Origin of the sequence: Flavobacterium sp. NG2 (assembly GCF_034119845.1) — a bacterium.
GTDB lineage: Bacteria > Bacteroidota > Bacteroidia > Flavobacteriales > Flavobacteriaceae > Flavobacterium.
This window is the reverse complement of record NZ_CP139420.1, coordinates 1,298,765-1,323,245: the sequence shown is the minus strand read 5'-3', so window position 1 is coordinate 1,323,245 and position 24,481 is coordinate 1,298,765. Positions and strand designations below refer to the sequence as shown.

Below are 24,481 nucleotides of genomic sequence, written 5' to 3'. Positions count from 1 at the left end.
ATCACAAAGCAATTAAACACAGATGGCTCAGATTGAATACACTTTAATAGGGATTTCACAAAGATACACAGAGGAAACAGGAAAGATATGAATAGTTTGAACACAGATGGCTCAGATTAGCACAGATTAAAGACACTATAAAAAGGGATTTTATGAAGATGCACAGAGGAAACAAGGAATACATGAATAGTTTGAACACAGATTTCTCAGATTAGCACAGATTAAAGACACTATAAAAAGGGATTTCACAGAGAAAACACAGAGATACACAAAGGTTTTAACGCAGATTTCGCAGATTGGCACAGATTAAAGGGATACTGGAGCGGATTTTACTAAGATTAACAAAGAGACGCACTAAAATTTTAATACAATATAATAAAGACACTCTTTCGTATCTACATATAGTATCAAACACTCTTAATAACGGAATCTTCCTGAAACCACCTCTGCCCTAGCCCTGATAGTAGCGGCATCCTTGTGGCGGCGGGCATTTATGCCGCCACAAGATATAGCGGAAGATTGACACAGATTGAAGGGGCACTGGAGAGGATTTCACTGAGATTAACAAAGAGTCACACAGAAATCTTAATACAATATAAACGAGACTTCGGGACATACACTATAATACAGACACCCTTTCTTACCTATATATAGTAGCAAACACTCTTAATAACGGAATTTTCCTAAAACTACCTCTGCCCTAGGTACTATCTTTAAAACCTAATTTATTTTGATTAATTTTTCAATATATTTGTTTTAGCAGAGAGGAAGCATACTGCGGTTTTTCGTTGAATGTTTACCTTGTTTAGCCTCAACTTGTTTGGGGCTAATTTTTTTATCCATTTTTGCGTTTGTGCCTTTTTCAAAGGCAAGCAGAGAAGAAAGCTCCTGTTCCTTTTCTTGAATATTTATTCGATAATCAGTATCGTATCGTTCATTTTTCTTCCACAAATGATAGACCATTACTAATAATTTTTTCTGTACCGCTACATAACTTTTCATTTTTATGGCGTGTTTTTCAAAAGTCCTATTATACAAATCTAAAAACGGTTTTTCTTTACATGTTATAACTATTAAAGACGGCATATGAAGAGCTCTTCTTATTCTTGAATTCCCTTTTTTAGATATCTTAGTCTTTCCAACCCTAGTTCCTGATTGAGCTTCAACAACATCATAACCAGCATAAGAAACTAATTGCTTATAGTTTTTAAATAGCTCAAAACCATTAGTTTCTGCTATTAGAGTTGCTATAGTTAAGTATCCTATTCCTTTAATTGCCAAGATATTTAAGCATTTATTATAAACTACAGCATCAGATTTAAGATGTAATTTCATTTTTTTATCTAATTCTTTCAACTGAGCATCAAACAGAGCTATAGTGCTTTTAAGTTGATCAATCAATAAATCGGAACGATACATCGAGTGTTCTAATGCATGGATTTGATTACTTATGACCGTTTTTAATTCTTGTATATTTTGATGCTGTCTGGTGTAGTGACGTAATTCATAATAGTAGCGTCCTAATGGCTCCCAAAGGCTTAAGCATTGTTCAACTCCCATTTGTGCCAATCCTCTAGCGTCAATACTATCATTCTTAGATTTTAAACCCAAACATTCTAAGTATTTCTTTGCCTTATTAGGTAAAACTATAGATAGTTTATATCCTTTTTCAAATAAATATAACGCACAATTTTCATGATAGACACCTGTGGCTTCCATACAAACAACCAAAGGCAAATCCATCTCTTTATGCCATTTTGTTATCCAAGAGTCTAAACTTTCAAAACCAGAAACAGTGTTGTTAAAGGTTATTTTTGACTTAAACTGAACTTGTTGGTTCTCATCAATGACACAAATTGATCCATCAATTTTGCTACTAGAAACATCTAATCCCACAGAATACTTTAAAATCATAACTTTTTGATTTTTAGATAAACAAAAAACTACATGGGTCTTGGCTCATTAGTTATACTGCATCTAAATTAAAAACCTAGTGCTTAAGTACTATTGCGACTTGAAATGTAATTAAAATGAAGTTGATTAACCTAGCTTACAATATCGTATTAAACGTATCTGGCCCCGATAGAATTTTGCAACTTCATTTTGTTTATCAATTATTACTATTTTAAAGATACGTATTTTATCATTTTGTAACTATAACAAAGATATGAGCCCTGATAGTAGTGGAAATCCTTGTGGCGGGGGGATTTATCCAGCCACAAGATTGTAACGAATAGCAGGATTAGCTCCTAAAAAAAACTAATCGAAACGAATCGCTTTGACTGGAGATATCTTGGTAATAATATACGAAGGAATTAACAGAACAACAAAACACACGCCAACTGTAAGCAGATTCAACAATAATATATAGACTATGTTGATATACACAGGCGCTTCGTTGACATAATAGTTCTCAGGATTGAGTTTTATCACGCCAAAATACTGCTGAGCTAAAAGGAATCCGATGCCAATTAGGTTTCCCCAAAACAGTCCTCGGAAGATTAGATAGGTTGCGTTATAAAGAAAAACCTTTCGGACACTCCAGTTATTTGCACCTATTGCTTTTAATATACCAATCATTTGAGTACGCTCAAGAATAAGGACCAACAAAGCCACCACCATATTGATGGTTGCAACAATAATCATTACTACTAAGATAACAACTATATTGAAGTCAAATAGTTTCAACCACTCGAAGATGTAGCTATACTTTTCGACAATTGTTTTTGAATTTAAAGTAGAGCCTATGTGTTTGTAAACTGCTTCGCCAATCTGTTCAATCTGGTCAAAATCTTTAACAAAAATTTCAAACCCACCGACTTGTTCCGCAGTCCATTTATTAATTCGTTGAATATGCCTAATATCACCTATAATATAAGTCGCATCGAACTCCTGAAAACCTGAATTAAAAATCCCGACAATTTCAAACCTTCTACTATTAGGCATTTTGTTTTGACCGTCTTTCATAAAGAAGGTATTAAAAGAGTCCCCAACTTTGAAATTAAGTCGTTTTGCTAAATATTGAGAAATTACAATCTCCTCATTTAGACTTCCAGAAAAATCAGGTAATTTACCTGAAATCAAATACTCTTTAATATTATCCCATTTATAATCTCTACCCACTCCCTTATAAACGATACCTTCGAAAGCATTTTCGGTTCTTATTATACCTGCTTTACTAGCTACGCCTTGAATATGCTCAACATCTGGAACAGAAGAAAATTTTGGGTAAAAATCCTGCCTGATTGAAATAGGCGTAAGTGTTGCGTCATATTCGTTGGTATCAAAATTTGAAATCAAAATATGTCCATTAAAAGCAGATACTTTTTCACGGATTTTTTGCTGCAATCCAATACCTGTTGCTACAGAAACAATCATCATAATCATTCCGATTGCAATAGCAGAGATGGCAATTTTGATTATGGGAGCTGAAATACTGCTTTTGTTATCTTTTGCAGTTACAAGTCTTTTGGCAATAAAGTATTCTAAATTCAAAATAATATTGGTTTAGTAATGTAGAAATAATTGATATGACTAAGAATATTCATGAAAAAGTCAAGCACTAATTACACAAATAACAACTTCTTCTAGCGAATTAAAGTGGTAACTTTTTCTTCATCTCTTCAACTATATTATAAGCTGCTGGACAAACTGGAATATTCTTCAAAGTAAGATCTGTTATTTGCTGAAACTTTTTTCTATCTGTATGAGGGAATTCGCGACACGCTTTTGGCCTTACATCATAAATAAAACAAGTGTTATCTGTATCCAAAAAATGACAAGGCACCGTTTGCAGCACATAATCTTTATCTTCATCAATGCGCAAGTATTGCTCAATGAACTGTTGTGGTTTTTGTTTGAGATATTTTGAAATTCGCTCAATATCAGCCAATGTAAATAAAGGCCCTGTCGTTTTACAGCAATTGGCGCAATCCAAACAATCTGTTTTTTTAAATTCAGCCTCGTGAAGATCCTGCATTATATAGTCCAAATTTTTTGGAGTTTTCTTTTTAAGCTTATCAAAATACTTTTTGTTTTCTATATGCTTATCTTTGGCTAGCTTTTCAAGTTCGTTTAATGCTGGTTTCAAAAGTGATTTTTAAAAGTTACTTTGCAAAGTTAAACACTTTTTGAGCTTGTACTTCAACTTTAAAACAAAAATAATGAAAGACCTTTTTGGCCAAGCCATATATGATTTTCAAACCAATAATAATCCAGAAGACTTAATCACCTCGACTTCGATATCCGAAGAAGACGAAATGAGTGTTGCTTATCTTTTTAGGACTTTTAGTGAAATGCCGAAAATCGAACAAAAGGCATTACAACTAGCCAAAGGAAAAGTACTCGATATTGGTTGTGGCGCGGGGAGCCATAGTTTGTATTTACAAAATGAACGTAAACTAGAAGTTACTGCTATAGATATTTCAGAGAAAGCAATTGAAACTTGCCGACTTCGAGCTGTTAAAAATGCTTTCGTCCAAGACTTTATGTTGCTAGAGAACCAAAAATACGACACCATATTATTAATGATGAACGGAACAGGAATATGTGGGAAACTCAAAAAACTTCCTGTATTTCTAAATAAACTAAAATCATTATTAGCACTAGGTGGACAAATACTAATTGACAGCTCTGACATTATTTATATGTTTGACGAAGATGAAGATGGCGCTTATGAAGTACCCGCTAATGGATATTATGGAGAACTTATTTTTGAAGTTTCCTATAAAGGACAAAAAGAACTTCCTTTGGACTGGCTGTACTTAGACTATAATACACTGCAAAATGCTGCCTATGCAAATGGATTTCAGCCAGAGTTAATTCTTGAGGGAGAACATTATGATTATTTAGCGAAACTTAGCATCTAAACACTAGCTTTAAAAAAAAAGCCAGACACAAATAGTATCTGGCATTATATTTTTAAGGTATATTTAAGTACTTATGCGTCTGTAAAGAGACTCTCCACTTAGGATGAGCCATTACATAATCAACAATTAAAGCGGTCATTTCTTCTTTTTTACTCCATTCTGGTTGTAAAAAAAGAATCGCATTATCATTTACAAGTTCAGCTTGTTCTTCTGCAAAAATGAAATCATGCTTGTTATGAATAATAACTTTCAACTCATGTGCAGCTGCATAGACCGTATCTGTAGGTAATTTATTTTTTTTGGGAGAAAGACATATCCAATCCCAATCACCAGTTAAAGGATAAGCACCTGAAGTTTCAATATGTGTTTTACGATTGTTTTTCTTTAATTTTTGAGTTAACAAACCCATATCCCATGTTAAAGGCTCTCCTCCTGTCACAACAACAGTTTCAGAATATTTACTTGCATTTTCGACAATAACATCAACTGCCGTAGGGGGATGCAATTCGGCATTCCAGCTTTCTTTAACATCGCACCAATGACAACCTACATCACAACCACCAATTCTTATAAAATAAGCCGCAGTCCCTGTATGATAGCCTTCGCCTTGGATCGTATAAAACTCTTCCATCAAGGGCAACATAGCTCCTTTATTAACTTCTAATTGTACTTCTTTTGATAGCATTCTAAAATTTTGAATGGCAAAGATAGGCATAAAAAATAAAGTAGTTTGAAATAAAAAAACCGATAACAAATGTTACCGGTTTTAAACCTATAAAATACAAGCTCTTATTTCAATGCTTTTATTGACTGATTAGCATAAGCATTATTAGGATCTATCGCTAGAGTTTTATTAAAATATTCAATAGCTTTCGGCTTATCAGTATTAGCATAACCAGCTGCCATTGTATTAAAAGCTTCTATTAATTTTGACTTAACATTTGCCTTAGACATTTCTTCAGGACCTTTTTGAGTCACTAAATCAACATATTGTTGGTAATATTTAATCATCATTTCATCATTATCTAATAACGTTTGCGTTCTTGCACGATACACATACGCATCAAGAGTAGCTGGCGAAGCTTCGATTACGTTTCCAAAAGCAATATCTGCTTTTTTAAGAGCAATAGTATCTTTTACAGCGCCGCTTCTTGTATTATCAAAGTAAATTGAATTCCCTAAATAAAAGTTATCCAATAAAAAGCTTTTAGATTGTTTGTTAGATGTAGCAATTTCAAAAACGGCAGCAGCTTCTTTAAACAATTTTTGTTCATATAATTTTTTACCAATATCACCTAAATCACTAGTAAGAGTTGGCTCCATATCTACACCTTTTCTCATAAATTCAATACCTTCATTAAAAATAGGTAAATCTAAAGAACCGTCAGCTTTAGTTGCTTTATTGATTTTTGCCAAACCTAAATACATCCAATCTTGAGCAATAACTTTATTAGCCGGATTATTTACAAAAGTATTTAAAGAATTTATTGCTGAATCAATATTACCATTCTCATAAGCAGAATACCCTAAATATCTATAAATTCTAGGATTTACTTTATCTAACTCCTTCATTTTATTAGCTTCAATTTCTAACGCTTTGTAATCTTTAGCTAGGATAAGAAAATCTGCATGTCTCATACGTGAAGCCAAAGAATAATCTGTAAGACTCATATACTTTTCATAAAAACTCAAGGCTTTCTGTACATAAGAATCATAGTTTTTAGGCTCATTAGCTCCCCAATAATAATAAGTTTCGGCTAATTCTCTGTAAACTGGACCATAATTAGGCTTAATAGCAATTACTTCATCAAAAGCACTTACTGCTTCAGTATAAGCCTTAGCTCCTTTTAGCAACACCCCTAATTGCATTTTGGCCCTAATTAAACTTGAATCGTTTTGAAAAGCAGCTCTATAGTTTTTAAAAGCATTATTTTGATCTTTATTCCCATAATAAGCATCCCCAAGTGCCAACAAAACCTGAGCCTCTTGACTACTTCTTTCGTTTACTGAGTTTAAAACATTAATAGCCTCTTGGAAATTTGGATTAGAAACATTCATATAAGCACGAGCAATATAAATTAACTCCTCATAGTCTCTTTTTCTCATTTCATTTTTAGCCAAATCAAACTTTGCTTTAGCCTCAGCAACATTACCTTTCTCAAGGCTAACTTGACCTAAACCAATATGATTGAAATGTTGGTCATCTTTTGCCTTTAAACCGTTATTGTATGCGATTTTAGCTGAGTCAATTACATTTTGATTCATGTAAACATTTCCTAGTAAAAAGAAAGCTTTACCATTACCTGCATCATTTTTAACAATTGACTTTAAAGTATTCTTAGCTTTTTCGAACTGCTCTGCATCTAACTCTGACTTAACTTGATTTATATCTTGAGCTTGAATTACAGACATTGTCGCAAAAAAAGCAACGCTTAAAAATTTAAATTTTATCATTTTAACATTATTTAATTTATTCATTTTCATTTTCACTTTATATTTTTCCATTGATGAGAATCTTACGACCTGGTACACGAACAGGTAATAGACCTGACTTTAGAATAATCCTTTGACCAATATCACCAGCTACAAAAGATGCAAATCCCATTCCTAATCCAGAATACCCTTGACAATTGATAATATACAAATCTCTAGACATAGGATAAGTACCTTCGGCAATGTTATTCTGAGTAGGAGCATAAAACTCTTTTCCTCCAATCCCTTTTAAACTCATCACACTTACATTCTTCAAATACTCTTTGACATCGGCCGTGGGTTGATATAACCAATTTAATCCAACAACGCCAATCATTCCATCATTTTCAGCAACAAACTTGACAACTTCACTATTGTTCTTAAAAGAATAAACATTCTTTTCAGGTAAAGATGTGATTCCTGACAATTCATTCAAATACCGTACCGTACTTGAATTTGGATTGTCAAAAACAATACCTTTAACCCTATTCTGAGGAGTTCCTTTCAAAAACTTAACCACATCTTCTAGTGCTAATAAAGTATCTTTATTTTTTTTATTTGTAATAAATGTAATAGCATCAGTCCCAATCTTAGTAGTCTTTGGAGTTATTTTTAATTTTTCAAAATATTTTAATTCGGAATCATTTAAAGTTCTAGACAAAACAATTATTCGAGAAGTATCTTTAATAAAAGCTAAAGAAGCTTCTTTTTCAGATTTTGCATCTAAAATTATTTTGGCGTTATACTCACTTTCAAAAACGGCAATTTGATCTTCAATAATTGGTGCTAAAGTCTCATCTACCAAAATAGTCACACCCCCTTTTAATATTGTTTCATTATCACTAGTAGCTTTTTTACAGCAAAAAAACAAACTTGTAAGAACAACAACAAATACAAGAGTAAAACTTAACGGTAATTTCATAAAGGTAAAATTTATTTTTATAGGGAATTATTTTTTCGCCATCTTTAATTATTGAGATGACCCAAAGAAACTTAACATCAATCTACACCTAATATTCAATCTTTATTATCACTAACAATACGTACAAACCTTATAAAAGCATAAACAATCAATAATACTCCAAAGGCTATTCTATAATTAATGCTCATATTAATTGGAAATTTATCGATAAATATAATAAATAATCCCAATACAAAGTATAGTAAAAAAAACAAAACACCTATAAAAAAAAGAAATCGCTCTTTGAGCGATTTCTTCTTAATATTTCTAAAAATTTTACTCAACATTAGTCAGCAGTTTGAATGGTAATTGGCAAAGAATAAAGTACCCTTACCGGCTTTCCATTTTGCACTCCAGGGTTCCATTTAGGACATTTACTTAAAACTCGAATTGCCTCTTTTCCTGTTCCATATCCAATATCTCTTAGTACTTTAATATCAGTTAACGAACCATCTTTTTCAACAACAAAAGTCACATAAACTTTTCCTTTTAAACCTTCTTCTTCAGGAGCTCTGTAATTTTTACCTACGTATGAATAAAACTTATCCATTCCTCCAGGAAATTCAGGTTTCACCTCAATACCAGCAGTGTTGTAAATTTGATTATCTTCCTCAACAACTTGAGCTACTTTTGGTCCTGTTCCAACAGGAGCAACAGTCAAGACCGCATCAGGATCTCCTTTGATTGTTTCACTACCAATTTTCTTTTCTTTGATCTCAACAATCTTAGGCGGTTCTTCGGTAACCTCTTCTGCCTTAGCCACAACTGGCTTAACAAATTTCACCTGATCTACTTTTGGAGGAGGTGGTGGAGGCGGTGGAAGTAATTTTTTAATTTCTTCTTTTGGCTTTGGAGGCAATTTTACTGCCGTGATTTTGATATCTCTATCAATATCTTCCTCTTGCTTCTCAGGCAGTAAACTCATCAGTAATGGTGTACTTATAGCTAAAGCAAAAAGAACAGCACCTATAATAAGCGCTTTAATGGTAGTTTTACCATTTTCTTTTCTTAAAACATAAGCACCATAACTTTTATTACGCCCTTCAAAAACAATTTCCAGCCAATGGTTTTTTAATATATCTAATTTCATTTTTCTTAATTATTAGGTTATAAAGAAAGTAAGATTACTCTTGTTTTCCTTCTAACAATTTTGTTTCCTCAGGCGTAAAATCGTTAACAATTGTGTAAGTAGGAATACTAGAAATTGCCATCTCATCTAAAATATCAATTACATTTCTGTAATTTGATTTTTTACTAGGCTTGATAATAACAATCATTCCTTGATCAGGCTTTCCTTTTGCTGTTGAATAAGCTAAAACTTCCTTCTTTCTTTTGATTAACTCTTTACGAATCCCATCTTTTCCGTAAGCAATATCATCAGGACCAGCAATAGGATTATTTAACAATCCCATATAAAAAACTAATTTATCATTATCCCCCAACATAATAGTCATAGTTCGATTTTCATCAACTTTCATGTCTTTGGAATCCTCTTTAGGATCTTTATCTGGCAACCCCAAGCTCATCGATTGAGGTTTTGACAACGTAGTAGTAAGCATAAAGAACGTGATTAATAAGAAAGCCAAATCCACCATAGCAGTTAAATCTACTTTCGAGTTTTGCTTTTTACTTCTTACCTTGCCGCCTTTACCACCACCACTGTCGCCGGTATTTAATTCAGCCATTTTAGTGTATTTTTTTTAATTAAAAATCTTTACCTCTTAAACCAGTAACTAAACTAAAGCTATTGATTTTTTGATCTTGTAAAATATCCATCACTTTTCTAATAATAGGATACTCTTCTTTTGCATCACCTTTGATAGCAATTTGCAATTCTTTATCATTCACCTCAATATTCGCTATACGCGCATTATAAACCCATTCTTTCAATTGGTTATCTAATGAATCTAACGGAATACCAGGTTGTCCTGCTTTGTTTCTCTCAGATGATTTCATCTCTATAATTTGTTTTAAATTTAGAATTGGAACTCCAAATCCATCCATTAAAGCAAATTTAGCTTTCTCATCTTCTGAAAACTCAACATTATATTTCTCCCCCATCAACTCTAAAGTCCTAACACGAACTTCTCTTCCTTTCAAATCAAAAAAGACTTTTTTATTACCACCAATTGTTAAAGTAGCAAGGTCAGTTTCTGGTAATTTTGTTTGAACTGTTGAAGAAGGCGTATCCACTGGTAATGCCTCTGGAACTTTAGCAGTAGCAGTCAAAATAAAGAATGTAAGCAAAAGGAACGCAACATCACACATGGCAGTCATGTCGATTGATGTTGATTTTTTTGACATTTTTTTAGCCATAATTTCTTTTATTTTTATTTTGATATATCCCTATATCAAAAATTATTATTGTTTCAAACTTCCTCTAAAGTGTCTGTAGGTATTTACAATTGTAGTACCTGCCTCATCGATAGAGTAAGTCAAATCATCAATTTTTGAAGTAAAGAAATTATAAGAAATAATTGCCAATACAGAAGTAGAGATACCAGTAGCAGTATTAATAAGTGCTTCAGAAATACCATTCGCAAGAGCAGCTTGATCAGGAGTACCAGCAGAAGCTAATGCACCAAACGCTTTAATCATCCCCGTTACTGTTCCTAACAAACCAGCTAAAGTCCCCAAAGATACTAATGAAGAGATAATAGTCATGTTTTTCTCTAACATTGGCATTTCAAGAGATGTAGCCTCTTCGATTTCTTTGTGAATTGTTTCAGAAGCTTCTTCACTATTGAATCCTTCTTTTTTAACATCTTGATATTTAACTAAAGCTGACTTAATAGCATTTGCTACAGAACCTTGTTGTTTATCACAACTAGCAATAGCCTCATCAATATTACCTGCTTTAATGCTTTTTTGTACAGCATCCATAAACTTATCTAAGTTTCCTTTTCCTGCTGCTTTTGTAATCACAAAGTATCTTTCAAAAGAAAATACAATAGTCATCAATAACAATCCCATCAAAACTGGTACAATTGGACCTCCTTTGTATACCATCGCCAAATAGTTTCCTGGTAGTGGGTGACCTGTATTAACACCACCTTCAAAATTCGCTCCATTACCCATAATAAAATTCCAAATCAACCATCCAACAAATACACATGCCACAATGATGATTCCCGAAACCATTCCTCCACCTTTTGAAGTGTTTTCCTTTTTAACTTTAACGTTTGCCATTTTTTTTTAAATTTTAATGTTTTAAATAATTTATTTCAGTTGTAATTAACTTGTCGTGTAGCAAATTTATATGTTTAGTTCAAATAAAAAAATTTTTTTTTATTTAAAATGTAATTTTTCAACCGTAAAAAAAAAGATTTTATCATATTACAAGACATTTAAAAAGATATTCACAATATACATTCAATATAACCGCAAATACGCTACTTTTTTGAGCATTTTTACACTAATTCAATAAAAAATACATCCCTTGTTAATTAACCCATAATTTTTATTATTAATAATAAAAAACAATAAAAATTGCAGTAAACACTAAAATTACCTATTTTTAAAATCTACAAAATCCATGTTAACACAACATTAAATTTACATTATGAATAGAAAAGATAGCTTCTCAAAACATATAAATGACGGGTATTCTAGCAAGGGTGACAGCATAACAATTGGGGGAGGAATCCTGGATAATGAACCTATTCTTGACACCCATGTCAAAATCCCTCTAAAGACATTAAATCGACATGGTTTAATCGCAGGTGCAACTGGAACAGGTAAAACCAAAACTATCCAAGTCCTATCCGAGCAGCTATCTTTGGCAGGCATCCCAGTTCTTATGATGGATATCAAAGGGGATTTTAGTGGAATAGCCAAAGAAGGGGAAGAAAAAAGCTTTATAACAGAGCGCCATACTAAAATCAATCTGCCTTATACTATTGCAAAATTCCCAGTAGAATTACTTACTCTTTCTGAGCAAAATGGCGTACGACTTCGTGCCACCGTCTCTGAATTTGGACCAGTATTATTCTCTAGAATTTTAGATTTAAATGACACCCAATCAGGTGTTGTTTCCATCATCTTTAAATATTGTGACGACAACAAAATGCCTTTATTAGATTTAAAAGACATTAAAAAAGTCATTAACTACATAACTGAAGAAGGGAAAGAAGAAATTACAGAGAGTTATGGTAAAATATCTACATCGACCACAGGAACTATTTTAAGAAAAATAATCGAACTAGAACAACAAGGGGCAGAATTGTTTTTTGGAGAAAAATCATTCGAAATTGATGATTTAATGCGTATTGACGAAAACGGAAAAGGCTACGTGAATATCATGAGACTTACCGACATCCAAGACAAACCCAAACTATTCTCTACATTCATGTTGAGCCTAATGTCTGAAATATACCAGCAAATGCCTGAACAAGGAGATTCTGGAAGACCGGAACTCGTTATTTTTATTGACGAAGCACATCTTATATTTAAGGAAGCCAGTAAAGCTTTATTAGATCAAATCGAAACTATTGTAAAATTAATTCGATCAAAAGGCATTGGAATCTACTTTATCACCCAAAACCCTATGGATGTTCCTAGTGGAATCCTAGCGCAGTTAGGACTAAAAATTCAACATGCTTTAAGAGCTTTTACAGCAAATGACAGAAAAGCAATTAAACAAACTGCTGACAACTATCCTAGTTCAGAATTTTACGATACTAGTGAAGTATTAACGAGTTTAGGGATTGGAGAAGCATTGGTGACTGCACTAAACGAAAAAGGAATTCCCACCCCACTAGTTGCTACTATGCTAAGAGCTCCAATGAGCAGAATGGACATTTTAACTGAAAGCGAAATCCAAGAAATAAACAATCAGTCAAAACTGGTTAGAAAATACAGCGAACTCATTGACAGAGAAAGCGCGTATGAATTACTAAATAAAAAAATCACAGCGATTGAAAAGGAAGCTGAACAACAGGCACAAAAAGAGGCCGAAACTAAAGTTGTTAAAAGAAAAACATCAGCTGGCCCAAGTACTACTGAAGTCGTAGGGAAATCTGTTTTAAAAGTCTTAACCAGCGCTACTTTTATAAGGGGCTTTTTTGGTGTTTTATCTAAAGTAATGAAAAAATAAAATTTTCTATCCAAACAAAAGACCGATATCTTCTTTCAAAACATATCGGTCTTTTTGTTTATTATTGAATTTTACAATTCTTCCATTAATTCTAAAATCTTATTCTCTACCAACTCACTATCCCAGAGCTTTTCGATATCTTTCATTTCGAGAATTTTTTTCATTATCTCATCTTGCCTATCTCCAATTGCAAGAGCTTCAGTATAAGGCCTATCACTAAAAGTAACCCTACTATAAAGAGGCACCCATTTTTCTGGATATTTATCTGAGAAACGTTTTTCTATTTTTTTCTGTAAAAGAAATTTTTCGTCAGCGGTTTTGGTACCCATCTCAATAAAATTGCGATAAGACAATTCAGCTATAGCATCGGCATCTGGTTTTCTAATATTTTGATATTCAGAAAAAATCATTTCCCAGTCATCACCATATTTTTCAATTATTTCATACAGAACTGTAATATCCTCAAATCCCGCATTCATCCCTTGCCCATAAAAAGGAACAATAGCATGACAAGCATCACCAATTAGAGCCACTTTATCACCATAAGTCCAAGGAAAACATTTCATTGTTACTAATGTACTTGTTGGGTTTTTGAAAAAATCTTCTGTTAACTTAGGTATCACTTCAATAGAATCAGGGAAATTCTTAGCAAAAAATTCAGCTACATCTTTTTTATCTTTAAGCAAATCAAAAGAATTCTCTCCCTCAAAAGGCATAAAAAGGGTACAAGTAAAGCTTCCATCTAGATTTGGCAAAGCAATCAACATATAATCACCACGTGGCCAAATATGAAACGAAGTACTATCTAACTTATGAGAACCATCTGGATTAGCTGGAATATTCAATTCTTTATACCCCAAATTCAAAAATTCTTGTGAATAGTTGAACATACTTTGGCGTTGCATACGATGACGAATTCTTGAAAAAGCACCATCAGCACCAAAAACGACATCATATTTAAGTTCGTCCCAAATACCTCTTTCTGTTTCACCTACATGTAAAGTGGCTTCTTTTAAAGTAACATCCCAAATTTTTTGTTCAAAGAAAAATTCCGCACCGGCTTCTTCTGCCAAATCAATCATCTTACGATTCAATATTCCTCTAGAAATTGAATAGATTGCTTCTCCTTCTTGTCCGTAATTTTGAAAATTAAGTTTGTCGACCAAGTGAATAGCCCTTTTATCCATAGGCAAAGCTATCTCACGAACCGCATCTCCTACTCCCACACCATCTAAAGCTTTCCAGCCACGATTAGACATCGCTAGATTAATAGATCGACCTGAAAATTCTATTTGTCTAATGTCAGGACTTCGGTCGTAGACGTGTATAATATGACCGGCTTTACGTAAGTAAATAGCTAGTAAGGAACCTACTAAACCCGAACCTACAATAGCTATCTTTTTGGGAGTTTGCATTATTTTAATTAAAAGTTAAGCAAAATTACAATTTTTAATTTTGAAGGGTTTACAAATGTCTTGTTTTTATAAAGTTTAATTAAGAATTTTTGTTTCGATTTTCACATTTTCACTATTATCCAATTCTAAATTGCGAAATAATCATCAATTTTAAAAGCAAAAAGTGTTTAAATCTCAAAACAAGACTTAAACACTCTTAATAAAATCAGTTAAAAAACTTTACTTCTTTTTACTTTCATCGATAATAGCTCCTGTACCAGCACCAACACCAGCACCAGCCAGACCTCCTATTATAGCACCTTCTCCTTTTTTATCACTAATAGCTGCTCCTGTTACAGCTCCAACACCTGCCCCAATTAAGGCTCCTTTAGCGGCTCCACTCATTTTTTTTCGTTCGGTAACAGTAGTTGTAGCCGTAGGCTGTTTAACTACAATAACTTCTTTCTCAGCTTTAACTTTATTCATTTCAATTTGCATGGAATCAATCACTCTTTGCTTTTCAATAGCAATTTTCATTGAATCTACAGTTGCCTGTTTTGCTTCTTCAACGCTCATTTCTCCTTGATTTTTACAAGAGAAAATAACCAACGACAATAAAGTAATATACAATAGTTTCATGATTTATAATTTTTAAAATTGACACCTATAAAATTACATCATATTTCGACTATTTTTTTATACTATTAATGCTCATTTTTATATAATTACAACCTCTCAAAAACTGTCAATCTATTTATTGATTCCTTCTTTTAAAATCTGACCAAAATCATACATATCTTCAAAAGAACAATATAATGGTACTGGTGCTAAACGAATCACATTGGGCTCTCGCCAATCGACAATCACACCATTCTTCATTAAGTAATCAAACAAATCACGTCCTTCTCCATGAAGAAATACTGATAACTGACAGCCTCTTTCCTGTGGATTTGATGGTGTAATAATTTCAAAATTACTTGCAACCTCTTTGTCAATTTCGCTAAGTATAAATTCCAGATAGGAAGTGATTTTATCTCTCTTTTCAATTAAAGCTTCCATTCCAATTTCATCAAACATTTCGACTGAAGCCAAATAAGGTGCTAGTGAAAGCACAGGCAAATTACTTACTTGCCAACCATCAACCCCTTCAATAGGGTCAAAAACAGGCTCCATTTTGAAACGCCTTTCTTTATTATGTCCCCACCAGCCCGCAAAACGAGGCAATTCTTTATCCGCATGGTACTTTTCATGCACAAAACAACCCGAAGCATTTCCAGGCCCTGAATTCATATACTTATAGCTACACCAAGCTGCAAAATCGACATTCCAGTCATGTAATTCTAATTTCACATTCCCAGCAGCATGGGCTAAATCCCAACCAACTTTGGCACCTACAGCTTGACCAGCAGCAGTAATTGCTTTCATATCAAAAACTTGACCCGTATAATAATTAACTCCTCCAATTAAAACCAAAGCCAACGCATCGCCTACTTCATTAATTTTAGCAATGACATCCTCTGTACGAATGTTGTGCTCTCCATCACGACGTTTTATTTCGACAATAGCATCTTCTGGCTTATACCCATGAAAATGCACTTGGCTTTGAAACATATATTGATCAGAAGGAAAGGCTTTTTCCTCACAGATAATTTTATATCGTTTTTGAGTAGGACGATAAAAAGATACCATTAATAAATGCAAATTAACTGTCAATGTATTCATCACCGTAACTTCAGAAGGTAAACAACCTACTATTTTACTTAGTGGTTTTGCAAAACGTTCTTGATAATCCCACCAAGGTTTGTGGGCGTAAAAATGTCCTTCGACACCAAGCTCCGCCCAATCCTTCATTATTTCGTCTATATAAGACTTGGTTCTTTTGGGTTGTAAGCCAAGAGAATTTCCTGTAAAATAAATCACCTTCTTTCCATCTACTTTTGGAAATATAAATTCATCTCTATAGTTATGAAGTACATCTTGGGAATCGAGTTCTTGTGCGAATGCTTTAGTATTTTCGAAAGTCATTTGTGTTTATTTATATAGGTAAAAATAGTGAAGATTTTTGATTGTTGATTAACGATTTTTGTTTTTTGATTTGCAAAAGACCGCCCATCTGAAATGCTTCGTCAGTTCTAGCTCTGCTCTCGTTTCAAAAACCGTCAATCAAAACTCTAAATCATTGTACTAGAAAAGGAATTGCGTTAGGGATGGAAATGGAAAGCTTTATGGTGTAAATCTTTAGCAATACAGCAAGGAGGAAGCGACCAACGGAAGCTACCGGACTGCTAGTATTACTTAGATTTACATCATAAACTTGAAATGTACAGCCCGTAAACGCCCATAAAAAAATCTCGCCATTGCTGACGAGATTTAGTGAATTAACCTTTAGGTGTTTGATTAGATGATTAACATCGCATCACCATAAGAGTAAAATTTATATTTTTCGGCGATTGCTTCTTCGTAAGCTTTCTTCATTAAATCATGACCACAAAATGCTGAAATCATCATTAACAAAGTTGATTTTGGTGTATGGAAATTTGTAATCATACAAGTTGCCAAACTAAAATCATGTGGAGGAAAAATAAATTTATTTGTCCATCCTTCGAATGGATTTAAGGTCCCATGAGAAGAAACTGAACTTTCGATAGCACGCATAGAAGTGGTTCCAACGGCACAGATGCGTTTCTTTTTGGCTTTGGCAGCGTTTACGACATCACAAGCTTCTTGAGTAATTTTCAACTCTTCAGAATCCATTTTATGTTTCGACAAATCTTCAACTTCGACTGGATTAAAAGTACCTAAACCTACGTGTAAAGTTACTTCAGCAAAGTTCACCCCTTTAATTTCAAGTCTTTTCAACAAATGTTTAGAGAAGTGCAATCCAGCAGTTGGAGCCGCAACAGCACCTTCTTCTTTGGCGTAGATTGTTTGGTAACGGTCTGCATCTTCAGGAGTAACCTCTCTGTTGATGTATTTTGGAATTGGCGTTTCACCAAGCTCAGTCAATTTATTTCTAAATTCCTCGTACGAACCGTCATATAGGAAACGTAATGTTCTACCACGAGAAGTCGTATTGTCAATCACCTCCGCCACTAATGAATCATCATCACCGAAATACAACTTGTTTCCGATACGGATTTTACGAGCTGGATCAACTAATACATCCCATAAACGCTGTTCTGCGTTTAATTCTCTAAGTAAAAAAACTTCAATTCTTGCTCCCGTTTTTTCCTTGTTACCGTATAAACGTGCTGGAAAAACTTTGGTATTGTTCAGAATCATTACATCACCATCATCAAAATAATCGATAACATCTTTGAACATTTTGTGTTCGATAGTTTGTTTTTTACGATCAATAACCATTAAACGGGCTTCGTCTCTATTTTCAGCTGGAAATTCAGCTAATAGTTCTTTTGGTAAATCAAATTGAAAATGTGATAATTTCATTCTTAAATTTTTAAATTTTAGATTTAGGAGTCAGGATTCTTTATATAAATCCTTACTAACTTTTAAATCGTGTACAAATATACTATTGTGAGATAGGCGTTGTCAAGTGTTTTGAAGTTTATTTTTGTTAAAAGACACTTAATCAATCCTAAACAGTCCAAAAGACCAACAAACTATCCTTTTTATTTTTAAATTTCGGTTTCGTTAAAACCTAGTTTTTTCATATCCTCCCAGAAATCAGGGTATGATTTTGAAACTACTTCGGCATTTTCGATGATGATTGGCACTTTTAAAGCTAAAGGTGCAAAAGCCATTGCCATACGGTGGTCATTATAGGTTCCGATTTTGACATTGTGATTGATCGTTTTTGAAGCTACTAAAGTCAAACTATCATTAGTTACCGAAATGTCAGCTCCTAATTTAGTCAACTCGATACGTAATGCTTCTAGTCTATCGGTTTCTTTAATCTTTAAGGTATGTAAACCTGTCAAGTGACACCCTATTCCTAAACCTAAACAAGTAACTACGATGGTTTGTGCAATATCTGGTGTGTTGTTCAAATCAAAGTTTAAAGTTTCAGGTTTAAAGTTAGGCTCTTTGGTCAAGGTTAACGTATTGTTTTCAAAGTGCGACTTTACACCCATTTGTCTGTAGATTTCAACCAAAGCTGAATCTCCTTGCAAACTATTTTCTTTATAACTACTAATGGTTATCGAAGCTGTTTTAGACAAAGCCACTAAACTAAAAAAGTAGGAAGCTGAACTCCAATCTGATTCTACCACCATTTCTTTGGAAGCAACTGTTGCCTTAGGAAACACTTTGATAGTATTACCTTCGAAACTCGTTTGAATATCCAAATCGTTTAGCAAAGCCAACGTCATTTTGATATAAGGGATTGAAGTAATTTCTCCAACTAAATTAATTTCGATTCCGTTCTCTAATTTTGAAGCGACTAATAAAAGTGCTGAAATATATTGACTACTTACATTAGCTGGAATATTCACTTTTGAAGCAGTGATTTTTTGTCCTTTGATACGAATTGGCGGATACCCCTCTTCTTTCTCATACGTTATTACAGCGCCCAATTGTGTTAAGGCTTCTACCAAAACTTTAATCGGTCTCTCTTGCATTCTTTGAGAACCAGTTAAAACCACTTCACGTCCTTCGTTTACAGCAAAATAAGCTGTTAAAAAACGCATAGCTGTACCTGCATGATGAATATCTACTATTTCATCATTCCCTTTTAAGGCTTTTTGCATCACTTCGCTATCATCAGAATTGGAAGTGTTTGCCAAACTAATATTAGGAAATAAAGCTTGTAATAATAATAAGCGATTTGTTTCGCTTTTGGAACCAGTTACTGCAATAGTAGCTTGTAAATCAGCATGTGAGGTTTGTAACAGTAAATTCATTGTGAAAGTTATGAGTTGTGTGTTATGTATTAAAGGCTAAGGATTCTGTATCAACTAAAACCTAAACAATTAAAACAAATATTTTCGGGGCGCAATTTACCACTCCTCCTTCACAAATCATAATTCACAACTCAGAATTATTTTAATTTTTCATTGTTTTTGTGTCGGTCTTTATCTCTAACCGATTTCAAATCCATTTTTTTATCAAAAGCGGCTTGTAAATCAATCCCCGTTTGATTAGCCAAACACAATACCACAAAAACCACATCGGCTAGTTCTTCGCCTAGATCTTTATTTTTATCGGATTCTTTTTCTGATTGTTCTCCGTAACGACGAGCAATAATTCTAGCGACTTCGCCTACTTCTTCGGTAAGTTGTGCCATGTTTGTCAATTCGTTAAAATAACGAACACCATGTTCTTTTATCCAAGTATCTACGTCGAGTTGTGCGTTTTTAAGATTCATTATTATATTTTTTTTGCGGTGAAAACAACTTAATTTAAAACCTTTTTTTGATTATAAATCACTCATCAAATAGCAGTGTTTACTATTTAATCTTTTAATCTAATATTTAGAATAAACCCTAAGTGAATGAATGTAGTGCCTACAAAATTATTAAATAGCCGATGATTGTTCGTTTTTTTTCCTTAATTCCCTTAACCAAATTATAGCTTCTTCTTTACTTGTAAACCCCTTCAAAGGAACTATAGGTTTTTTCATTAATATAAACGTATTAAGAATTATTTTAGCTATTAGAGTGTTTAATACTACTGCACAAGCATATAAATGATCTTGACCATATTTATCAGCATAATCACGAGCAGCTTTATCATGTGATTTTATTCCATTAAAATCATAGCACCAATATTGTTTTTTACCTTCTGATATTTCTGTACGTAAATCAATAATTTTTTTTAGCGTTTCCTTGGTACCGTTTATTGGTTTTTTAAATTTAGAATAAAGTATATCATCTTCTATCCAAAATTTAACAAAATCATTTTCAACTACTTTCATATTCAATAATTATTTATCAAAATCTCACTACAACCTAATGAAATATTGTCACGCCAAATAAACAGCATTTACTCTCGACTCATACTATCCATTACAATAGTCACGGGACCATCATTAACGAGACTAATCTTCATATCAGCACCGAAGATTCCTGTTTGAATTTTTTTATTCATTTCAGATTCCATTTTCTGAATAAACTTTTCATACATGGGAATGGCAAAATCAGGTTTTGAAGCTTTAATATAGGAAGGACGATTTCCTTTTTTTGTTGCAGCATGAAGTGTAAATTGACTTACTACGATAATATCTCCATCAACCTCTTGAACCGAGCAATTCATGACACCATTCTCATCACCAAAAATTCTCATCTTGGTAATCTTGCCAACTAACCAATCAATATCGTCATGAGAATCGGCATCTTCAATTCCCACTAAAACCAATAACCCTTTTTGTATAGAAGCTACAGTTGTATTATCTACTTTTACAGAAGCTTCAGCGACTCTTTGCAAAACAACTCTCATTAGCCTCTCAATTCATCACTCTGTTTACGATCTTCATCATAAATATCAGTACGGTAATGTTCATCATCACCTTCTAATATTTTCAAATAACTATTGTATCGCGACCATGCTATATCATCGTTTTCCAAAGCTTGTTTTACAGCACATTTTGGTTCTTCTTTATGCAGGCAGTTGTTAAATTTACACTTATCTTTTAATCTAAAAAACTCAGGAAAATAATCACTAATTTCAGATTTCTCCATATCTACAATCCCAAAGCCTTTAATACCTGGCGTATCGATTATTCGAGCGCCAAAAGACAAATCATACATTTCAGCAAAAGTAGTGGTATGCTGTCCCTGTTTACTTGCTTCCGAAATATTTTTGGTTTTCAAATGTAAAGAAGGCTCCATTGCATTCACTAATGTTGATTTCCCAACACCCGAATGCCCTGAAAACATACTCACTTTATCTATCATTAATTCTTTTAGCTCTTCAACTCCTTTTCTTTCTGTTGATGAAACGCGAAGGCATTGATATCCTATTTCCTGATAGACATGTTGCATATACAATTGTTCATCAAGGGTAGCCTCATCAAAAGTATCAATTTTGTTGAAAACTAAGACAGTTTCGATACCGTAAGCTTCCGCCGTGACTAAAAATCGGTCAATAAAGTTAAAAGTGGTAGGTGGATTATTTATGGTAATTAATAAAAACACACAGTCAATATTAGCCGCAATAATGTGCATTTGATGTGATAAATTCACTGATTTTCGAACAATATAGTTCTTCCTATCATGGATTTTATGAATAGTTCCAGTAATTGCATCCGAGGACTCTTCTAATTCATAATCAACAAGATCGCCCACAGCTATAGGATTAGTACTCTTAATACCTTTCATCCTAAACTTTCCTTTTATTCTACACTCTATAAAATGGCCTTTATCAGATTTTACAGTGTACCAGCTTCCTGTTGATTTATATACAATTCCTGTCATAGGACAAAGATAAAATATTGTTTCAAGTTTAAAGTTTAAAGTTTAAAGTTTTTCGAAGTTGACAAATGCATAAAAAAATCCCCATACTCAAAAGCATGGGGATTAGAATTTTTAAAATCAAAACAGAATTATCCGTTGATGATTTTTTCTTGGTGTTCGATACTTTCTTGGTGAATACCTTTGAATAATTTTACAATAAATTCTTCAGACAAACCTTTTTTAGCACCTGCAGCAACCATTTTCTCTTGGATTTCATTCCAACGGCTATGTTGTAATACTGCCACGTTATTCTCTTTCTTAACTTGACCAATTTCGTCAGCTACAGCCATACGTTTTCCTAACAAATCCAAAAGGTTTTGATCCAATACATCAATATTAGCTCTCAATTTTGTCATTTTGTTTTCGAAATCGCTATCACCGCTTACTTTTCTAACTTTCAAATCTTTGAAAATTTGTTTCAAAGCATCTGGAGTAACTTGTTGTGCAGCATCACTCCAAGCGTTGTCTGGATCGATATGCGTTTCGATGATCATACCATCATAGTTCAAGTCCAAAGCTTCTTGAGTAACTTCAAGAATCATTTCACGGTTTCCAGTGATATGAGATGGGTCAATGATTAATGGTAAATCAGGGAATTTATTTTGTAATTCAATAGCAATTTGCCATTCTGGAATGTTTCTGTATTTAGTTTTTTGGTAAGTAGAAAAACCTCTGTGGATTACTCCTAGATTTTTGATACCTGCCATATACAAACGCTCTACACCACCTAACCATAAAGCCATATCTGGATTTACTGGGTTTTTGATCAAAACGATTTTATCAGTACCTGCTAATGTATCCGCAATTTCTTGAACTGCAAATGGATTAGCTGTTGTACGAGCTCCAACCCATAATACGTCGATATCATGCTCCAAAGCTAATTTACAGTGTGCTGCAGTAGCTACCTCAGTACCCATCAACAATCCTGTTTCAGCCTTAGCTTTTTGTAACCATTTCAATCCAATTTCTCCAACACCTTCAAATCCTCCTGGACGTGTTCTTGGTTTCCAGATACCTGCTCTGAAAACACTTACATCAGAATCTTTTAATTCATGTGCAATTTTCAATACTTGATCTTCAGTTTCAGCACTACATGGTCCTGCAATTACAAATGGGTGATCCAATTTGAATGCATCTAACCAATTTCTCATTTCTTTTTTATTCTCCATTTTTTCTTGTTTTTAGTTCTCCTTTACATCCCAAATTCGATGAAAAGGGACACAAAAGTATTATTATTTATTTGATTATTTTATTTATTCTACTATTATCTAGCTATTAAGCTTTATTTTTTTAATCCGTTAAGGATTTCTTTTATTTTATTTACACTTTGCATTTCGCTGAAAATGGCCTCATAATTTTCCTGAACCAAAAGCTCCTTAAACTGTGTCAGATTTAAAATATACTCTTCCAAAGTTTCAATTACCTGTTCCTTGTTTTGCTTAAAAATAGGTGTCCACATCGCTGGGGAACTTTTGGCCAATCGCACCGTACTTTCAAAACCAGAACCCGCCATATCAAAAATATCTTGCTCGTGCTTCTCTTTTTCGATTACCGTTTTCCCGAGCATAAACGAACTGATATGCGATAAATGCGACACATAAGCAATGTGTTTGTCATGTGATTTTGGATCCATATATCGAATGCGCATTCCCATCGCCCTAAACAAATCCAAAGCTTTCTCTTGTAATTTAAAAGTCGTTTTCTCGACCTCACAAATTATATTTGTTTTTCCTTGAAACAATCCTTTGATTGCCGCTGAAGGTCCTGAAAACTCAGTACCTGCAATAGGATGTGCTGCAATAAAATTTCTTCGTTTAGGATGATTTTCCACCGCTTTGCAAATCGGATTTTTAGTCGAACCAACATCAAAAACAATCGATTGTTCTCCTACCAAGTCCAAAATTTTTGGTAACAAACTCAAAGCCACATCCACTGGAACCGATACAATCACAAAATCAGCATCGGCAACTGCTTCTAGGCTTGCCACTTCATCTACCACTCCCAAAGCCAAGGCTTCTTTCAAGTGATTTTCATTACTATCCACTCCATAAACTGTAGCTTCTGGGTATAGCGCTTTGATGTCCAATACCATCGAACCTCCAATCAATCCAATTCCTACTACGTATACTTTCATCAAATTCCAATATTTTAAATTCCAAATCTCAACTTGAAATTTCATTTGTAGCTATTCCTGCTATCCGCTATATCTCTTGTTCCGCTATCGCTTCACAAGAGGATGCCGCTTCTATCAGGGCTAGGCATCTCGTAAATCAACACATTTT

At 33.5% G+C, this 24,481-nt stretch carries 23 protein-coding genes; 2 read left to right on the top strand and 21 right to left on the bottom strand.

The window, feature by feature from the left end; all coding sequences use genetic code 11:
• Window positions 1-756: 756 nt before the first annotated feature.
• The 3 genes from SLW70_RS05710 to SLW70_RS05700 form a co-directional block, all read right to left on the bottom strand.
• The gene (locus SLW70_RS05710; RefSeq protein ID WP_320891094.1) at window positions 757-1,914 is read right to left on the bottom strand and encodes an IS110 family transposase; all 1,158 of its coding nucleotides are present in this window, start codon (window positions 1,912-1,914) and stop codon (window positions 757-759) included.
• Window positions 1,915-2,259: 345 nt separating this feature from the next.
• The gene (locus SLW70_RS05705) at window positions 2,260-3,495 is read right to left on the bottom strand and encodes an ABC transporter permease (RefSeq protein WP_320891093.1); all 1,236 of its coding nucleotides are present in this window, start codon (window positions 3,493-3,495) and stop codon (window positions 2,260-2,262) included.
• Between the two features lie 100 nt (window positions 3,496-3,595).
• Window positions 3,596-4,090 carry a YkgJ family cysteine cluster protein gene (locus SLW70_RS05700; protein WP_320891092.1) on the bottom strand — a complete coding sequence of 165 codons (495 nt, stop codon included), beginning with the start codon at window positions 4,088-4,090 and terminating at the stop codon, window positions 3,596-3,598.
• Window positions 4,091-4,163: 73 nt separating this feature from the next.
• Between SLW70_RS05700 and SLW70_RS05695 the strand changes: the two genes are divergently transcribed.
• Complete coding sequence (locus tag SLW70_RS05695) at window positions 4,164-4,868, top strand: class I SAM-dependent methyltransferase (RefSeq protein ID WP_320891091.1); 705 nt, start codon at window positions 4,164-4,166, stop codon at window positions 4,866-4,868.
• Between the two features lie 52 nt (window positions 4,869-4,920).
• On the opposite strand, the gene SLW70_RS05690 is transcribed toward SLW70_RS05695, so the two are convergent.
• The 7 genes from SLW70_RS05690 to SLW70_RS05660 form a co-directional block, all read right to left on the bottom strand.
• Window positions 4,921-5,553 carry a 7-carboxy-7-deazaguanine synthase QueE gene (locus tag SLW70_RS05690; RefSeq protein WP_320891758.1) on the bottom strand — a complete coding sequence of 211 codons (633 nt, stop codon included), beginning with the start codon at window positions 5,551-5,553 and terminating at the stop codon, window positions 4,921-4,923.
• Between the two features lie 104 nt (window positions 5,554-5,657).
• Window positions 5,658-7,322 (bottom strand): hypothetical protein, encoded by a 1,665-nt coding sequence (locus SLW70_RS05685; protein WP_320891090.1) that lies wholly within the window; start codon window positions 7,320-7,322, stop codon window positions 5,658-5,660.
• Window positions 7,323-7,359: 37 nt separating this feature from the next.
• A complete protein-coding gene (locus SLW70_RS05680) occupies window positions 7,360-8,262 on the bottom strand; it encodes a substrate-binding domain-containing protein (RefSeq protein ID WP_320891089.1) in 903 nt (300 codons plus the stop codon).
• Window positions 8,263-8,587: 325 nt separating this feature from the next.
• On the bottom strand, window positions 8,588-9,391 hold the full coding sequence (locus tag SLW70_RS05675; protein ID WP_320891088.1) for an energy transducer TonB: 804 nt from the start codon (window positions 9,389-9,391) through the stop codon (window positions 8,588-8,590).
• Window positions 9,392-9,425: 34 nt separating this feature from the next.
• Window positions 9,426-9,986 (bottom strand): biopolymer transporter ExbD, encoded by a 561-nt coding sequence (locus SLW70_RS05670; protein WP_320891086.1) that lies wholly within the window; start codon window positions 9,984-9,986, stop codon window positions 9,426-9,428.
• A 19-nt stretch (window positions 9,987-10,005) separates the two neighbouring features.
• Window positions 10,006-10,617, bottom strand: a complete 612-nt coding sequence (locus tag SLW70_RS05665) for a biopolymer transporter ExbD (protein ID WP_320891085.1) — start codon at window positions 10,615-10,617, stop codon at window positions 10,006-10,008.
• A 45-nt stretch (window positions 10,618-10,662) separates the two neighbouring features.
• Window positions 10,663-11,490, bottom strand: coding sequence for a MotA/TolQ/ExbB proton channel family protein (locus tag SLW70_RS05660; protein ID WP_320891084.1), 828 nt, complete (start codon window positions 11,488-11,490; stop codon window positions 10,663-10,665).
• Between the two features lie 373 nt (window positions 11,491-11,863).
• Here SLW70_RS05660 and SLW70_RS05655 point away from each other — a divergent pair, with 373 nt between their 5' ends.
• Window positions 11,864-13,396 carry a helicase HerA-like domain-containing protein gene (locus SLW70_RS05655; RefSeq protein ID WP_320891083.1) on the top strand — a complete coding sequence of 511 codons (1,533 nt, stop codon included), beginning with the start codon at window positions 11,864-11,866 and terminating at the stop codon, window positions 13,394-13,396.
• Window positions 13,397-13,467: 71 nt separating this feature from the next.
• Here SLW70_RS05655 and SLW70_RS05650 read toward each other — a convergent pair whose 3' ends face one another.
• From SLW70_RS05650 to SLW70_RS05600, 11 genes are all read right to left on the bottom strand, one after another.
• Window positions 13,468-14,811 (bottom strand): NAD(P)/FAD-dependent oxidoreductase, encoded by a 1,344-nt coding sequence (locus SLW70_RS05650; RefSeq protein ID WP_320891082.1) that lies wholly within the window; start codon window positions 14,809-14,811, stop codon window positions 13,468-13,470.
• Window positions 14,812-15,030: 219 nt separating this feature from the next.
• Window positions 15,031-15,429: a glycine zipper family protein gene (locus SLW70_RS05645; RefSeq protein WP_320891081.1), complete on the bottom strand. Its 399-nt coding sequence runs from the start codon at window positions 15,427-15,429 to the stop codon at window positions 15,031-15,033.
• A 111-nt stretch (window positions 15,430-15,540) separates the two neighbouring features.
• Window positions 15,541-16,815: a kynureninase gene (kynU, locus tag SLW70_RS05640; protein ID WP_320891079.1), complete on the bottom strand. Its 1,275-nt coding sequence runs from the start codon at window positions 16,813-16,815 to the stop codon at window positions 15,541-15,543.
• Window positions 16,816-17,187: 372 nt separating this feature from the next.
• A complete protein-coding gene (gene queA, locus SLW70_RS05635; protein WP_320891078.1) occupies window positions 17,188-18,237 on the bottom strand; it encodes a tRNA preQ1(34) S-adenosylmethionine ribosyltransferase-isomerase QueA in 1,050 nt (349 codons plus the stop codon).
• A 188-nt stretch (window positions 18,238-18,425) separates the two neighbouring features.
• The gene (gene aroA, locus SLW70_RS05630) at window positions 18,426-19,649 is read right to left on the bottom strand and encodes a 3-phosphoshikimate 1-carboxyvinyltransferase (RefSeq protein ID WP_320891077.1); all 1,224 of its coding nucleotides are present in this window, start codon (window positions 19,647-19,649) and stop codon (window positions 18,426-18,428) included.
• Window positions 19,650-19,786: 137 nt separating this feature from the next.
• Window positions 19,787-20,113 (bottom strand): nucleotide pyrophosphohydrolase, encoded by a 327-nt coding sequence (locus SLW70_RS05625; protein ID WP_035661076.1) that lies wholly within the window; start codon window positions 20,111-20,113, stop codon window positions 19,787-19,789.
• 150 nt (window positions 20,114-20,263) lie between these two features.
• Window positions 20,264-20,662: a hypothetical protein gene (locus tag SLW70_RS05620; RefSeq protein WP_320891076.1), complete on the bottom strand. Its 399-nt coding sequence runs from the start codon at window positions 20,660-20,662 to the stop codon at window positions 20,264-20,266.
• A gap of 68 nt (window positions 20,663-20,730) precedes the next feature.
• Window positions 20,731-21,183, bottom strand: coding sequence for a D-aminoacyl-tRNA deacylase (gene dtd, locus SLW70_RS05615; protein ID WP_320891074.1), 453 nt, complete (start codon window positions 21,181-21,183; stop codon window positions 20,731-20,733).
• On the bottom strand, window positions 21,183-22,160 hold the full coding sequence (gene rsgA / locus SLW70_RS05610) for a ribosome small subunit-dependent GTPase A (RefSeq protein ID WP_320891073.1): 978 nt from the start codon (window positions 22,158-22,160) through the stop codon (window positions 21,183-21,185). The genes dtd and rsgA overlap by 1 nt, the downstream gene beginning before the upstream one ends.
• A gap of 128 nt (window positions 22,161-22,288) precedes the next feature.
• Window positions 22,289-23,368, bottom strand: coding sequence for a bifunctional 3-deoxy-7-phosphoheptulonate synthase/chorismate mutase type II (locus tag SLW70_RS05605; RefSeq protein WP_320891072.1), 1,080 nt, complete (start codon window positions 23,366-23,368; stop codon window positions 22,289-22,291).
• A gap of 113 nt (window positions 23,369-23,481) precedes the next feature.
• Window positions 23,482-24,333 (bottom strand): prephenate dehydrogenase, encoded by an 852-nt coding sequence (locus SLW70_RS05600; RefSeq protein ID WP_320891757.1) that lies wholly within the window; start codon window positions 24,331-24,333, stop codon window positions 23,482-23,484.
• Window positions 24,334-24,481 lie beyond the last annotated feature (148 nt).

Bases quoted from the DNA above. Each gene is read 5' to 3' on its own strand.
- SLW70_RS05690 (WP_320891758.1), bottom strand. From the start codon at position 5,553: ATGCTATCAAAAGAAGTACAATTAGAAGTTAATAAAGGAGCTATGTTG.
- SLW70_RS05620 (WP_320891076.1), bottom strand. From the start codon at position 20,662: ATGAAAGTAGTTGAAAATGATTTTGTTAAATTTTGGATAGAAGATGAT.
- rsgA (WP_320891073.1), bottom strand. From the start codon at position 22,160: ATGACAGGAATTGTATATAAATCAACAGGAAGCTGGTACACTGTAAAA.
- SLW70_RS05665 (WP_320891085.1), bottom strand. From the start codon at position 10,617: ATGGCTAAAAAAATGTCAAAAAAATCAACATCAATCGACATGACTGCC.
- queA (WP_320891078.1), bottom strand. From the start codon at position 18,237: ATGAAATTATCACATTTTCAATTTGATTTACCAAAAGAACTATTAGCT.
- SLW70_RS05710 (WP_320891094.1), bottom strand. From the start codon at position 1,914: ATGATTTTAAAGTATTCTGTGGGATTAGATGTTTCTAGTAGCAAAATT.
- SLW70_RS05660 (WP_320891084.1), bottom strand. From the start codon at position 11,490: ATGGCAAACGTTAAAGTTAAAAAGGAAAACACTTCAAAAGGTGGAGGA.
- SLW70_RS05625 (WP_035661076.1), bottom strand. From the start codon at position 20,113: ATGAATCTTAAAAACGCACAACTCGACGTAGATACTTGGATAAAAGAA.
- aroA (WP_320891077.1), bottom strand. From the start codon at position 19,649: ATGAATTTACTGTTACAAACCTCACATGCTGATTTACAAGCTACTATT.
- dtd (WP_320891074.1), bottom strand. From the start codon at position 21,183: ATGAGAGTTGTTTTGCAAAGAGTCGCTGAAGCTTCTGTAAAAGTAGAT.
- SLW70_RS05605 (WP_320891072.1), bottom strand. From the start codon at position 23,368: ATGGAGAATAAAAAAGAAATGAGAAATTGGTTAGATGCATTCAAATTG.
- SLW70_RS05670 (WP_320891086.1), bottom strand. From the start codon at position 9,986: ATGGCTGAATTAAATACCGGCGACAGTGGTGGTGGTAAAGGCGGCAAG.
- SLW70_RS05685 (WP_320891090.1), bottom strand. From the start codon at position 7,322: ATGATAAAATTTAAATTTTTAAGCGTTGCTTTTTTTGCGACAATGTCT.
- SLW70_RS05650 (WP_320891082.1), bottom strand. From the start codon at position 14,811: ATGCAAACTCCCAAAAAGATAGCTATTGTAGGTTCGGGTTTAGTAGGT.
- SLW70_RS05695 (WP_320891091.1), top strand. From the start codon at position 4,164: ATGAAAGACCTTTTTGGCCAAGCCATATATGATTTTCAAACCAATAAT.
- kynU (WP_320891079.1), bottom strand. From the start codon at position 16,815: ATGACTTTCGAAAATACTAAAGCATTCGCACAAGAACTCGATTCCCAA.
- SLW70_RS05675 (WP_320891088.1), bottom strand. From the start codon at position 9,391: ATGAAATTAGATATATTAAAAAACCATTGGCTGGAAATTGTTTTTGAA.
- SLW70_RS05645 (WP_320891081.1), bottom strand. From the start codon at position 15,429: ATGAAACTATTGTATATTACTTTATTGTCGTTGGTTATTTTCTCTTGT.
- SLW70_RS05680 (WP_320891089.1), bottom strand. From the start codon at position 8,262: ATGAAATTACCGTTAAGTTTTACTCTTGTATTTGTTGTTGTTCTTACA.
- SLW70_RS05600 (WP_320891757.1), bottom strand. From the start codon at position 24,333: ATGAAAGTATACGTAGTAGGAATTGGATTGATTGGAGGTTCGATGGTA.
- SLW70_RS05655 (WP_320891083.1), top strand. From the start codon at position 11,864: ATGAATAGAAAAGATAGCTTCTCAAAACATATAAATGACGGGTATTCT.